Source organism: Odoribacter sp. AF15-53 (genome assembly GCF_003479425.1).
GTDB lineage: Bacteria > Bacteroidota > Bacteroidia > Bacteroidales > Marinifilaceae > Butyricimonas.
This window is the reverse complement of record NZ_QUHC01000013.1, coordinates 61,099-74,819: the sequence shown is the minus strand read 5'-3', so window position 1 is coordinate 74,819 and position 13,721 is coordinate 61,099. Positions and strand designations below refer to the sequence as shown.

9 protein-coding genes and 1 pseudogene are annotated in these 13,721 nt (G+C 42.0%); 2 read left to right on the top strand and 8 right to left on the bottom strand.

The window, feature by feature from the left end; translation table 11 throughout:
* Positions 1 to 155 precede the first annotated feature (155 nt).
* From DWW52_RS18460 to glpA, 6 genes are all read right to left on the bottom strand, one after another.
* Complete coding sequence (locus DWW52_RS18460; RefSeq protein WP_118717146.1) at positions 156 to 1,505, bottom strand: porin; 1,350 nt, start codon at positions 1,503 to 1,505, stop codon at positions 156 to 158.
* A gap of 19 nt (positions 1,506 to 1,524) precedes the next feature.
* Positions 1,525 to 3,069 carry a glycerophosphodiester phosphodiesterase family protein gene (locus tag DWW52_RS18455; RefSeq protein WP_118717144.1) on the bottom strand — a complete coding sequence of 515 codons (1,545 nt, stop codon included), beginning with the start codon at positions 3,067 to 3,069 and terminating at the stop codon, positions 1,525 to 1,527.
* Between the two features lie 31 nt (positions 3,070 to 3,100).
* Positions 3,101 to 4,501 (bottom strand): phosphoglycerate transporter protein PgtP, encoded by a 1,401-nt coding sequence (pgtP, locus tag DWW52_RS18450; RefSeq protein ID WP_118717142.1) that lies wholly within the window; start codon positions 4,499 to 4,501, stop codon positions 3,101 to 3,103.
* 480 nt (positions 4,502 to 4,981) lie between these two features.
* Positions 4,982 to 6,199: an anaerobic glycerol-3-phosphate dehydrogenase subunit GlpC gene (gene glpC, locus DWW52_RS18440; protein WP_118717139.1), complete on the bottom strand. Its 1,218-nt coding sequence runs from the start codon at positions 6,197 to 6,199 to the stop codon at positions 4,982 to 4,984.
* A 7-nt stretch (positions 6,200 to 6,206) separates the two neighbouring features.
* Positions 6,207 to 7,463, bottom strand: coding sequence for a glycerol-3-phosphate dehydrogenase subunit GlpB (glpB, locus tag DWW52_RS18435; protein WP_118717137.1), 1,257 nt, complete (start codon positions 7,461 to 7,463; stop codon positions 6,207 to 6,209).
* A gap of 2 nt (positions 7,464 to 7,465) precedes the next feature.
* The gene (gene glpA / locus DWW52_RS18430) at positions 7,466 to 9,091 is read right to left on the bottom strand and encodes an anaerobic glycerol-3-phosphate dehydrogenase subunit A (protein ID WP_118717135.1); all 1,626 of its coding nucleotides are present in this window, start codon (positions 9,089 to 9,091) and stop codon (positions 7,466 to 7,468) included.
* A gap of 654 nt (positions 9,092 to 9,745) precedes the next feature.
* Here glpA and DWW52_RS18420 point away from each other — a divergent pair.
* Entirely contained in the window at positions 9,746 to 10,165 is a 420-nt protein-coding gene (locus DWW52_RS18420) for a helix-turn-helix transcriptional regulator (protein WP_118717131.1), read from the top strand.
* A gap of 471 nt (positions 10,166 to 10,636) precedes the next feature.
* Here DWW52_RS18420 and DWW52_RS18415 read toward each other — a convergent pair whose 3' ends face one another.
* The gene (locus DWW52_RS18415) at positions 10,637 to 10,942 is read right to left on the bottom strand and encodes a transposase (RefSeq protein WP_233556981.1); all 306 of its coding nucleotides are present in this window, start codon (positions 10,940 to 10,942) and stop codon (positions 10,637 to 10,639) included.
* A 139-nt stretch (positions 10,943 to 11,081) separates the two neighbouring features.
* Here DWW52_RS18415 and DWW52_RS21285 point away from each other — a divergent pair.
* Positions 11,082 to 11,216, top strand: a pseudogene (locus DWW52_RS21285) (IS256 family transposase); the annotation flags it as partial.
* A gap of 931 nt (positions 11,217 to 12,147) precedes the next feature.
* Here the strand turns inward: DWW52_RS21285 and DWW52_RS18400 are convergent.
* Positions 12,148 to 12,915, bottom strand: coding sequence for a TetR/AcrR family transcriptional regulator (locus DWW52_RS18400; RefSeq protein WP_118717125.1), 768 nt, complete (start codon positions 12,913 to 12,915; stop codon positions 12,148 to 12,150).
* Positions 12,916 to 13,721: the final 806 nt, after the last annotated feature.

Genomic DNA, 13,721 nt, shown 5'->3' with positions numbered 1-13,721 from the left:
CAATTTTCACCGAGCGAGTACGTGGAATTATAAATAACGTCAGTTTGATGAAAAGGCTCAAAATAAAGTAAGCTGATTATCAACGCTTCTTTAATGATAAAAAAAGAACCGACCTGTAAAGATCGGTTCTTTTTTAGTATTAGCTATACGTTGTTTTAGAAAGCAAACATTACACGCAATTGTAATTGATTGAAATTCTTGTCATCCGGGAAATACACGTTGCTCAAGTTAGCGTATTGGTATTCTCCCATGATTTTGATGTACTGGTTGAAAGAGTAGTTCAAACCGAGGGTTACGGCGTGCATTGTACCACCGTCGATACTGGATGAATAAGGATAGTCAACAACTTTCCCGTTCGGGTAGAATTTGTGGTTACCGATCAGGAAGATATCCCCTTTCGTGATGTCCGACAAGTTCGTGCAAGAGTAGCGAGCTACAACTTCCAAACCACCTTTGTCGCCCATGCCTTTCAATAAACCGTATTCGTCGTCATAGGTGTAACCGTTTCCGCAGATTAAATAACCCAATTCCACGTATCCACCATTCAGGATCGTCGGGCGTAATTTGTTACCGCTTCTCCAACCTTCAAGGTTCCCCCAGCTTTGTTGGCCTCCTAGTTGGCTTTCGAATAAAGTTTGATCGTCACGATCCTTCCATACTTTTTTCCAGGTAAATTCTCCGCGGGCAAACATCCGGTTGCTCTTTACCAAAAACTCGGGGTTCAGAGTAAACGCGTTTTTAGCCCAGGGAAGATCACAACTCAAGAATTTGGTCGTCTCGTCCACGTAAGTCTGCATGTTGGCAGCCACGTGCATATTGGTTTTGTAAACACCGTCTTGGTAAACTTCACCACCGTTGATTCTTTCGTAACGTAATCCGGTACCGAATTGCACGGTCAGATCGTTGTTGTTCACCGGTTTCCATAACCAACGTCCGCTCAAGCTGAATCCTTGGTATCCTTCTTCTTGCTCGTTGTATTTCATTTGGGCGAAAATACCCTGATCAGCGAAGAAATGTTGGCTGAAGAATTTGTAAGTAGCACCTAACGCGCGACCGGGAGCTAATGCTTGTGATACGGACGGGCGGGTGATGAAGTGATAGTTGTATGAACTGGTCATCATACTCATGCTTGACGGTTCATTATAATACCCGGCTTTTACCAGGTGGATGCCGTTCTCGCTTTCTTTGAACTTGTATTGAGCGAACAGGTTCTTCTGGCTGAATTTGCCGTTTCCGAAACCGAAGTCCGCGTAGATATACAATTTGCCGTAGGTTAATGCGGCGTGGATACGTGCGTCCGTGATCGCGGCTCCTGATTTCATCGGGGTCCATTCCGTGTGGTAGTAAGCCACGTCAGCGAACATACGACCACCGATACTAGCTTTCAAATCATTCTCTTTGTCGATATATTTCAACAGGGGATTTACATCTTCTTGAGCCTTTACTGCATTGGTAGACAGCATGGCGGCTACCATCATGGCAGGTAATAATATGTGTTTCTTCATTACAATAATCAATTAAAAATTATTTGTTATAACCTAATTTGTCCAATACTTCACGGGCGTCCGGAATATCGGTTGGAGCGGGAGCTTCTCTGTACCCGAAGTCAACCATGTACTGCAGACTCATGTCCGTGTGATTCGTGAAGAACGCATCCAGGTAAGGAGCTTGGTAACGAGAACCACCTTCTGCACCCCAGTTATATTGACCGAAATATTTGGCCATCTGGTCATAAGTATCGAAAGAATAAGGATGATTTTTCATTTTAGCGCGATGGATCAAATTATGCTGCCACGGGTAGTTTAATTCCGGGTAGTTGTTCGGGGCTCCTGAGATACACGGTCCGATGTAGTGAGCCTTGTATTGCACGCCTAAGTTGATGAATGAAGCGTATCCCTGAGGATCGTCGTAAGTTAAGTCGGTCGCACCGGTCCCTAACCACAACAAGAAGCACATCGGAACCTGACCGTCGAAAAGATCGCACACGCGGGTTAAACTTTGTAATGAGAATGTTTGAAGAATAACTTTACCGTTCGTGTTACCCACGTTGATTTTACCGTCTTTGTAGAAAGGATTGCTTTCCGGTTCGTTACCTCCGGCGATGATGTTCATGTTGAATTTTTCTCCCGGGAAATCGGCTTCAACATTTTTCATTTGCAATTCATCGTATACCATTTGCTCGAAGTTCGACGGGTTTAACCACGGTTCCTTGAACTCGATGTAGATTCCCGGTAGGTTACCGCTAAGGGCGTTGCCATTTACGTCTTTATCATCTTTGACGTAGCCGAAGTGATAACGGATTACATTGTCTTTTACACCAAAGTTTACAGGGTTGTTGAATACTTCGGGGGTGATTGTCATTTCTCTTACAACTCTTTCATTCTCCGTGTCGTTACCCCAGATGTCTACATCACTTCCGGCTTGACCGTCAGCGGTGTATCTTTCTAATTTGTAACCTTTGGAGAACATGATCAAGTCCTGAAGCGTTGAGATGTACTGGTGGTTTGTGGAGAAACCTGCACGTCCTTGTTCTTGGCTGACAGCGTCTTGGTTAAACCATGTTCCGGCATCCAGAAGCATCAATTCGTAATAAGTATAAGAGCAAGGATAGTTCGGGACGAATGCTTCCCGGTCTGCTTTGATTAAAGAGTCAATTTTCTGTTGTGTGTAACCTAAAAGGCTGTAATATTTTCTCCGGGTCTTTTCCGGGAATCTTTCACCGAAAACATCCTCGATATTTGTCGTACGTTTCAGATCCGTGTCATGCAAAGCCAAGATAACACCGTCCTTGGAAACCTGCATGTCGCATTCCAGGTAATCAGCTCCCATTTCACGAGCCCAGCGATAAGCTGCTTCTGTTTCTTCCGGGGTCCAGTAAGTAGAACCACGGTGAGCTACCACGGCATATTGGGGAACATAATCCCTAACTTTTTGCAATTCGGTAGATAGAGTGTCTACATGCACACGCTCTGAATCTACAAACGTGTCATTAAATTTCTGATTTTCGCATGACATGAAAGCCAAAGCTATACCACATGCCATCGCAATACTCCATGATTTATTAACCATAATTTATTAGATTTGATTTATTTGGTATTTGTTATTTTCTGTTTTCAACAAGGTATTTCTCTTCTTTGTAAGTGAATCCGACAAACACGATGGATAAAACGCACGCTAAAAGTAATAGTATGAATGTCCCGTCCCAACCGAATGAACTTTGAGCCACGTAACCGATCACCACGTTTGCCAGAATTGCTGTCCCGAAGAAATATCCGAAGAATCCTGTTAATCCGGCTGATGTTCCGGCTGCATTTTTCGGGGCAAGATCAAGGGCTTGAACACCGATCAACATCACCGGCCCGTAGATGAAGAACCCGATAGCGATCAAAGAAAGTGTTACGATCGTGTAGTTGTCGGAGAATTGCCAGTAAAGGAAAATGAACACGGCCACAAGTACCATGAATATGATCGTCGTGATTGCCCGGCGTCCTTTGAACACCACGTCACTCAACCAGCCGCAGACAAGAGTTCCGGGAATTGCCGCGAATTCATAGGCGAAATATGCCCAGCCAGCCTCTTTGATATCATAACCCTGTGCTTCTTTCAGGTAAGTAGGAGCCCAGTCGAGACAACCGTAGCGTACCATGTAAACGAAAGCATTAGCGATAGCAATAAACCATAACATCTTGTTATTGAGTACATATTTGAAGAAGATTTCTTTTGTCGTGAGAACTTCCTCTTGTTTCTCGCTATAATTTTTGGGATAATCATTACGCCATTTTTCGATCGTCGGTAACCCGCAGGATTGTGGGGTGTCGCGAATCATAACGTAAGCCAGCAAGGCGATAAACAGTGCTACTGCCGCGGGAAATATATAAGTACCTATGATGAAATATTTCGCGCTGTCAGCTCCATAAAACCAAGAACCGAACCACATGGCACCGTAAACGGCCATCGGGCCTACAAGCGCGCCTCCCACGTTGTGGGCGCAGTTCCAGATAGACATTTTCGTCCCGCGTTCTTTTACCGAGAACCAGTGAGTCATGACACGTCCGCAAGGAGGCCAACCCATCCCGTTAAACCATCCAACCAGGAAGTTCAAAACGGCCATGATCACGATCGACGTGGTGCTTGCCCCGAATAGTTCAATCGGAACAGCCATGAACATCATGGATAAGGCTGCTAGAACCAGTCCGAGGGGAAGGAAAACTCGTGCGTTACTTCTGTCGGATACGCTACCCATCAAAAATTTCGACAAGGCATAAGCAACGGCATTCAGTGATAACACGATACTTAACGATCCCTTGTCAAACCCGTAAGGGCCGGCTGGATCAGTCAGAAAGGGCATCGCCATAGAAAAATTCTTTCTCACGATGTAGTAACCAGCGTATCCTATAAAGATACCGATGAAAACTTCCCAGCGTAAACGTTTGTACGTCGGGTCAATTTCTTCTTTCGGAAGTAACGGCCTGTGAGGCTCCGGTTTTAGAAAATTCCACATGTTGTTAGATTTTATGATTTAACTGTTAATTCGCACACGTTTTGTAATTTATTTGTGTTTATGATTTTATCTTTAAAAGATAAAGTTTCGAATTCCTTTTGAAAATGTAACCTAAAATCACGATGTCGCAGATACTTAAAAAGATTTTCATGTTTATTTTGACGGCTTGTAAAGTGGAGGAAATAAATGTTCTTCCCAATACTTGAAGACTGTCAATGTATTCCGATGATATGAATACGTTATCTTTTCGGTTCATGACGTTATGTGTTATTGTGTTACAAACGCACTACGCTTTTGAAATTATAGTTTGAAATCAATAATATTTGCATTTCGTAACTAATTAATTTCATTGCACAACAAAAATAGAAAGTAAATTTTTTAAATCAAAATAAATACCGATTAAAATTGCGTTTTTGTTTTGATTTTTTATTTTATGCTTGCGAAATAGAAATATAATTTACGAATAGAAACTTTGTTTTTCTATTCTAATGCGTTGGCTAATATTGAAATAGGGTGTTCGCAGCGTTTGCTGGTCGACATTTCGATTTGCCATTTGCAGGTTTCGCAATCGGTAACCACGTAATCAATATCGAGCGCTTCGATTTGTTTGAATAAAGATTCACCGATATCTTGAGAGGTTTTGTAGTTCTCTTTCTTGAACCCGTAAGTGCCCGCGATACCACAACATTGTGAATCCAGTATCGTTAACTCGATATTCGGGATTAATTTTAATAACTCGATCGAATAGTAAGCCCAACCCAACTTTTCCATGTGACAGGGCGTGTGGTAGGCCACTTTGATTTTTTGTCCTTTTTTGAAATTCAGGCTTGTTTTCTGTTGGTTCAACAAGCGGTAGATGTATCGGGTAGCTAATTCCACTTCGTCGCGCACGTCCGTGTTGTCGATGTCCAGCAAGTGTGGGTACTCGTCCCGGATCGTGAACGTGCAGGTGGAAGAGGTGGCGATTACCGGCATCTTTTTCTCCAGCACGGATTTTCGTATGGAGTTTATATTTGTCCGGGCCTGTTTTTTGGCTTGGTTGATCAATCCGTTAGAAATCAAGGCAACCCCGCAGCATTTCTCTTTCTCCAGGAGTTGAACCCCGATGCTGAAAGCGTTCATTACCTTGATTAAATCTTTTCCCAGTTGCGGGTTGTTGTAGTTCACGTAGCACCCGTGGAAATAGCTTACCTGTTTCGGGTAAGCGGCTTGTTGCTCCGCCACTTTCTTGTACCAGCTTTCGAATGTTCCGAAAGCGTATTTCGGGAAGGAGCGTCGGTGATCTATTTTCATTACCCCGTCAAGAATCGCCTTCACCGGTTTTAATCCCAAAGCCGTGTTCACGATAGGGGCGAACGGGGTGGATAGCGTGCCTACCAGATCCGTGTTGGCAAGAATGAAATCCCGGAGTTTCGGTTTCTTCTCGGCGTACTTGATGCGTGCGGCTTGAATGATATCTCCGATCTTCACGTTCGACGGGCAAGCAACTTCGCATCTTTTGCAGTTGATGCAATATTTCAATGCTTCATCGTAGAAATTGAATTTTTTCAACCGCAGACGCTCCCCGTCCGGGCCGGCTTGTTTCGGTCCCGGGTAATTGGGATTTACCGCTGCCACGGGGCAGTAAACGGTGCATATCGTACACTTGATACATTGCTCGAAGTTGTTGTCGCTGATATTGTGTTGTTGGAGATTCATGGCTTCTTTATTTACTTAAAATCTGTTCTGCTATATACATCGCGCTCAAAATGGATACACCGGCTCCGGAACCCTCTTTGAGGGGATTGAAGCCTTCGAGAATGGCGCCTGTCGCGTAGAGATTTTCCAGGATTTCGCCTTTTTGTATTCCGCGGAAATCCTTGTCGGTTTTGATTCCGAATGTTTGATAGGGTTGAGCGGCGAAGGCGTCGCTGTTGTACCATTGCTCCCTGTCGGAGGCAAACGTGACATCCAGATTGAAGATCGGTTCGTATACTTGGTCGGAAGTGGCAATCAAGCCTTGACTGAAATAACTTCCGGTGGCTATAACTACATTTTGCCCGATAAAAGGGATATCCCCGTGATTGACAGAGTAAATCCGGCTAATACGATTTCCCTTTCTTTCGGCATGTGAAACGGTGTCGCCCAGCATGTATACCCCGCCATTTTGCTGGAACACGGAGCGAAGTCTCTGTTGAGTCCGGATTCCGGGAACGGAAGGCGGTAATGTTGGCAAAAGGTATACCGGTTTGTTGGTTTCCTTTTGCAGGTATTCCACCATTTGATCCCGATTTAGTCCCGTGATAGCGGGCAATATGATCGCGTCGCTGTCCTTGCTTTCGGCTTTCAGTATGCGGGCGAGTTCTTCCATGTTTTCCTGCTTGTCGAATACTCTGGCGATATTCACGGAACGCATTTCTGTCGGGTTCTTGCGCAAGTGTTCGAGGTCCGGGAAATTAATGGAATGTATGCTACATTTTGTTCCTATTTTTTGAAATTCGTCGGCAATGAACTGCGTGTAAAAATCAAGAAAACCGGTAACATTGAATATGCTTGGGTTGTGTACGGGTAGCCTTTTTTCGTTGTCACTTGTCAGTAGATTTTTTAACGTGAGCCAAGTGGGTTTCAAGGTTCCCATGGGAGTGACCCGGTAATGATTCTCCCGGTAGCTCCCTTGTGTTGAAATCCCGATATCTTTCAGAAAATCTTCGGCTCGTCCGGCTAATTCTTTGAATTTGTCGGTTCCGAGTTTCGTGTAAGGATGCGTGGGAGCTTGTTGCGCGAGTTCTTGGATTGCTTCCAGCGGTTTCGAGACTTTTGTCCCGTCCGGGAGGCTGTTCAGTAAATCGAAAGACCCGGAGGAGAAGTGTAAGGCGCTTTGGCCCGAAGATATGATCGCGCAGCGTTGTCCTTGTCGGGACAAGTAAATGCCACAGATTAAGCCGGATAAACCGCCGCCGATGATGATTGTATCAAATTTCATACTTATTCTTTTAAGGATGATGTTAAACCACAAACGCCTTCGTAAATCCAGGCGGTATATTCGCTCTCGCGTAAGGTGTCACCCCACGCGATGGGGGCCATCCCTTTCCATCTTTCATTCAGGAATGATGCCAAATCTTCTTTAGCTCTTCTCGTGCATACTTTATTCATGTTGCTCATCAGTCCGGCAGCCCGGCATGCGCAAAGCTCTCCTTGGCAGGTTCCCATTCCGACGCGTGTTCTTCTTCTCAGGTCAACCAGGTTGTTGACATCCAATTCGTTCAGCGCGTATTTCGCTTCCCCGATCGAAACCTCCTCGCACTCGCAGATCAGGCTGTTGTCCAGAGGGGTGTTGTCCGAGAAACGGTCGGCCATGTCCCCGTGGCGATAGATCGTTGAATTGCGTTGCGTGAGAGGAACGGAAATGATCTTTTTGCTGATCTCTTCGGCATTTTCTCTGGAGCCGGGTAGCTTTTCGATGGCTGTCGTGCAGGTGGCCGATACGTTTAGTTTCTTGCAGATCAGGTCGGTGGTCCATTCGGCCATGAGCCTGTAAGTCATAAGTTTTCCCCCGGTGATGGTGATGAAGCCTTCCAGCCCGTCGCGCGTGGCGTGATCTAAAAGGACGATCCCCCGGCTGACACTTCGTCCGCTAGGGTCATTGTCCGAGGCCACGAGCGGGCGAACTCCCGCGTAAGCCCTTAGTATCCGGGTTTGGGCCAGAATCGGGGCCATTTTTTCTCCCTCGCGTATTAGCACGTCCACTTCTTCGGGAGTGACACGCATGTGGTCGATCTCTTCAAAAGGGACTTTGCTTGATGTGGTTCCGATCAGGCAAATGGTATCGCCCGGGACGAGAATGTCCGCGTCTGCCGGTTTGCGGCATCTGTTTAATACGATGTTGTTGACCCGGTGGCCGAATATCAGTAAGGCCCCTTTCGAGGGTAACATATTTATATTGATGTCTACCAGTTTTGCGATGTTGTGTCCCCAGATACCTCCCGCGTTAACAACAACCGAAGCGTGGTAGCATTTGATTTCTTTGGTTTTATGATCCAGAACTTTAACCCCGACCACCCGATTTTGTTCGCGTAGTATCTCGGTGACCTCCTGGTAGGTGAGAATTGTTGCTCCATGTAGTTTGGCATCCATCACGTTGGAGGCGGTCAGCCGGAACGGGTCGACAGCTCCATCGGGAACTCTTACGGCACCGATAATATCCGGGTTGGCCGAGGGCTCCAGTCTTAACGCCTCTTTCGGGTCGATCACGTCGGCCCGTATTCCGGCTTGTTGACAGGCTTCGATGAATTTGGACTGGTAGCTTAAATCGTCTTCCGGCAGGCTCAGGAACAAACCGTCTGTTTCTTCCACACAATGACTGGCGATCTTGCGGAGGATCATGTTCTCTTTGATGCATTCCTCGGCGGATTCTTTGTCTGTCACCGCGTAACGGGCGCCGCTGTGCAATAAACCGTGATTTCTTCCCGTTGCCCCGGTAGAGATGTCGAATCTTTCCAGTAGCAGCGTTTTTATCCCTCTGCGAGAACAATCTCTTGCGGTTCCGGCGCCTGTAGCCCCGCCTCCGATGATAATCACATCAAACGATTGTGTGTTTTCGTTCTGTTTCATGTGTAGAAAATTTTATTTTTCGCTACAAAGGAATGAATAAAACGAAAGAAAACAAAATATAAAAGCAACTTTTTTCGATTGAAACGAAATAAAACGAAGGAAAAGTATCTTAAAATGGTTTCATTCGAAATTTTATTCGTTAAAAAGGAAACATGAGTGTTATTAATAATACGAGGATGATAACGGGTAAATTCGGGGTAATTTTCTCGCTTTTCCCTTACCATTTTGATGTCTTGTTCATGTTGCATTATGCTTTATCATCTTCGATAAAATTGCCATATAAATCAATATTGTTTGAGTGTCGAGTTCTTTTTAATGTATATTGGATGTTTGTAGTGGTGTGTTTGGATGATAAAAGCGAATCGTGTAATCTTGGCGAAAATGCGCCTGTTCTTGGGCAAATGGGTGCAAAATTGAGAAATTTTTGATTGAAAAGAAAGGAGGAGGCGAAAGACATAAACGGGAGTGAATATCTTCGTCTCCTCACGTCACCAACCGATTAACTAACCCCAATTACTTGGGGAATTCACCAATATTCGTTATATTTGTAACAAACGACACGCAAAGATAATGCAAATTTGGATGAAAACAAATTTAAGTTGGAGTGTTTTTATAATAAAAGTTTAATTTAAAATAATTCTAAATAAAAACGATATGTCTTTATCTGAGAGATTACAAGAAGTGATGGACGAAAAAGGGTTCACAAAATATAGAGTAGCAAAAGCCTTGCACATGTCTGCAACAACGATATCTAATTATTTGAACAATAAAACGAATCCCGATACCACAAAATTGGAAGTAATAAGTCTTTTACTGGGGGTGAATCGGAAATGGCTTCTGACAGGTGAAGGTGATAAATATCGTAAAGGACAGGCTGCTGTTGAGGATGTTGCGGGTGATCTTTCCGTGCGAGATGATGATAGCTTGATGGCTCGTCATCTGGTTGTAATCGTGGATAAACAGGCTTCTTCGTTGAAGGCCAAGGATGACGAAATTAAGAAGTTAATGACGATTAATGAGGAGTTGATGAATAAATTGACGATGCTTTTGGAAAAGTTGATAGAGAAACTTTAGTGTTCGTGTAACATTGGAATAGTGTAAAACGGGAAATGGGAGTGTAAAAACTTTTATTTCCCGTTTTTTATTGAGATATTTGATTGATTTTTCGGGATAAATGTAAATTTTTTTCCTCTTTTTTCGTGTGGCATTTATTTCGAGTATTATGTTTTGCAAAATGTGATTCTTTTGTACCCATTTTCTGAATTTTTTCTGTTGTGTAATCACGAGTGCGATTCGAATTGTTTCTTGTTTATGGCCTGTTTGGTAAATGTATTCGGTTGTTATTGTTTTGTTGTAAGGTGTTTATAAGCTAATCAATCATGGGAGTCTCCGGTTCCGGTAAATAGACTTTGCTGAATAGGCTTTATTGAAAAAATGGGGACCAAATAGGGGGACAAATAAGTCTTAAAATCCCTCTTTTTTTACTCAAAACCCCTTTTGTCACTTGAAAAATGAAAATATTGCATTGAAAGGGAAAGTTTGGGCTCACGTGAAAAATTGGGTGGACCTTTTATTCTTTGTAGTTTTACCCCGATCTTTTTCATGCGAAAATTTTAGTGATTCTAAAGAGAAAAAAAACTTGATATCAAGTACTCCTCGGAATAGAGCCTTGAATGCTTTCAACTTGGCGTAAAAGGATTCGGTGGAAGCGTTGGTGCTCCTGTTGTTGAAAAAGTTCAAGATGCTATTTGAGTGTGCGAACACGGAAGCGGCCACGGAATTGAAAGAGTGAAAGCTGGCCTCGTTGACTTGATTGTACCACAAGGTGAGTTTAAGCCTAGCTCCCGCCACGGACTTGCACGAGGAATAGATCTTTCGAGAATGTAATTTAAACTGTGTTAGCAAAATAAATGATTAATTTTGCTAACACAGTTTTTATGGAACAAGAATTTAATTTCGAAAGCATCAAAAACAAGGCCCTGTCCAGCACGACATCGCCCTTGAAAAAGTAGTTTACCTGGCTTATCGCAATATCAGGAAAAAATGGACCATGCTAATTCCGAATTGGGCGGCTGTTGCTCAACAACTGGCTATTAAATTTAGAGAAAGGCTTAAATTATGGTAATTTTACGCTGTCGGGAGTGCTGGAGTACCCCTTGGCGCTTGCCCGATCCCTGGCCGTTGAGTCAAAAATGAAGATGGCACAGTTTAATTTACCCCCCCCCCATAATAAATAGAGATTTTAAATTCCTCCATTTATTGTTGTTAGTTAAATAAATTATTCCTCTTAGTAAAATCAAACCTGCCTAAATCTTAAAACCAGTATTGTTCCAGGTGTGGATCTATTCTGGTGTTTCACGAGGGATCAAGTTTATTATTGTTGTATCAACATACAATGTATAATCTTGATCAACAACGAGATTCTCAACTTTAAACGCAATCGAAACAGGCGATTCTATTTTAATCGGATATATATCAATTTTCAGGCTATCCTGCGGATAGACTTTGCTTAATATTTCTTTTAATAGATAATAGCTCAACCCAACTTGGTTGCCTATGCAGGCCAAGAAAAGCCATACACTCAACTGTATTACAGATATTTAATAGCGATGTGCTAACATCTATTAGAAGCTCTTTTAGGTATGATGGATCTACAAAAACTCCTCAATTTATCATTGTATTTGCTCGAACGAACGTGTTATGGATCAAAAATAACAAAAAACACAAAGTATTTATATTGGCTTTTAATACCTTTGGCAAAGGCCATTTACTGAAACAAAATATACAACAAAAGAACGTGGAGCGTTTCTTGACTCAAGAGGTGGGTTAAACCAGAGTAGACAAGAAATCCCTACGTTTGTATCTTGATATAATAGCATTCAATACGAAAAATGGATTTCCATCTACTTAATATTTATAACCACTTTCTTGAGATTGGAAATAATTATACAAATATAATAATAATTTTGGAGCTTGCAAGCACAAAATGGCAACACAAAGCTATTCCCGAAAGGAAAAAGCATTCGAGAATAGCAAATGGCCGTCAAGAAAAAGATTTACTCCTTTTTCAATTCAATAATAGAGCAAACAAAAGCTTTGTCCACTTCCATGATTTCCGCAATTTCTTCAATTCCCATTCCACGATTGAGCAAACGAGCAATAACTCGTTTTTTTTCGTCCACTTTTTCGAATGAGGCGAACATGAGTTCCGACAATTTCACTATTATATTGACAATTCGATCTTTGCCTTCTTGATTTGTGATATCAATATTACAAAACGTTGAGATATCCTTCCTCAGTACTAAATGATAAATACCGGAAATCAACAAAGCATACAAAGCTTCTATATCTATTCCGATTTGTTGAAAGAATTTCTTGTTTTTTTGTAGTTCATCGGCACAACTAATCTCTCGGTTCTTGGCACGACTCCGAACAAAATCATTAGGATCGGCCACTTCCCAGCGAATGATACATTGGAACACTGGATTTTCATCAATAGCTTTAAAAAACTCCCCAAGTACTCCGACAAAAAAATCTTTGTAATTTGTATATTTATCAGCGATTTTTGCCAAAATGAAAGAGGTCCAAAAATCATTTTTTATAAAATAGACCTTTAATAAATTCTCAAAACTTTCGTAATTCTCATAAATTACCCGCTTTGTGACGTTAGCCGCTTCTGACACATTGTTTATCGTTAGCTTGCTAAATCCTTGTGATGTAATAATTTTCGTTATTGCCCGAGACAAGTCTCTCTCGATTTCATCTTTAGATCTTCGAATACGTTTATTTGCTTGAATTAACCCACCATCTTTTTGCGTTTTCATAAACAAAATATAATTCCAATTAAAGTCCTAGTACAAATGAGAAGCAAAAATACTAAAACTTATTCATAAAACAATATACAATCTACATGTTAGCACTGATATATAGACAAATATGCAATTTATCGAATTGACTAAACATCGAATACTCAACTACAAAGTATTCATTGCGGACGAAAAACAGGATGAATTTAAACATTCGTCCTCCAAACAAAAAAAACTGATCCAATTTGACCAAACTTTTGTTAAAACTTCGAATATAGCTAAAACATCAATCACATTTAAATTAAGTCTTTCCCTCTATTAGTTGTTATTTGAGTGAGTTGCAGAAAAATATTTTCAAGCATGCAGTTTAGTTTATCATACACTCCAAGCAAGAATTCTTTTATCTTTCGACACGAGCCTTCTCTTACATACAGGGCGTATTATCCGATTTTCATACAATCATGTATTCGCACATTGCTCGCTATCCATAGAATTAAATTATTAAAAACAATACTTTTTATCACTAACCTTAGCATCGTTCGACACGAAAACAAATGTGATTTATATGGTTACAAACACAAGGAAGAAAACAGACAAAATAATTCACTATGCAGTATTTATTCGACATCCACATTCCCTATTGAAATTCCCTTCACAAGATTTGTACGAATTCCATCTTATTAAATGAATATCAAACAAAAATAACACTCAATAATTAACTGCACAAAAGTAATATGCGAGCGCATAACACACGACTAACACCTTACAATTAACTCCTTATCCGTCAAACACACGACATGCACTATATGGCATTAATTTAAATA

Bases quoted from the DNA above. Each gene is read 5' to 3' on its own strand.
- DWW52_RS18460 (WP_118717146.1), bottom strand. From the start codon at position 1,505: ATGAAGAAACACATATTATTACCTGCCATGATGGTAGCCGCCATGCTG.
- DWW52_RS18455 (WP_118717144.1), bottom strand. From the start codon at position 3,069: ATGGTTAATAAATCATGGAGTATTGCGATGGCATGTGGTATAGCTTTG.
- pgtP (WP_118717142.1), bottom strand. From the start codon at position 4,501: ATGTGGAATTTTCTAAAACCGGAGCCTCACAGGCCGTTACTTCCGAAA.
- glpC (WP_118717139.1), bottom strand. From the start codon at position 6,199: ATGAATCTCCAACAACACAATATCAGCGACAACAACTTCGAGCAATGT.
- glpB (WP_118717137.1), bottom strand. From the start codon at position 7,463: ATGAAATTTGATACAATCATCATCGGCGGCGGTTTATCCGGCTTAATC.
- glpA (WP_118717135.1), bottom strand. From the start codon at position 9,091: ATGAAACAGAACGAAAACACACAATCGTTTGATGTGATTATCATCGGA.
- DWW52_RS18420 (WP_118717131.1), top strand. From the start codon at position 9,746: ATGTCTTTATCTGAGAGATTACAAGAAGTGATGGACGAAAAAGGGTTC.
- DWW52_RS18400 (WP_118717125.1), bottom strand. From the start codon at position 12,915: ATGAAAACGCAAAAAGATGGTGGGTTAATTCAAGCAAATAAACGTATT.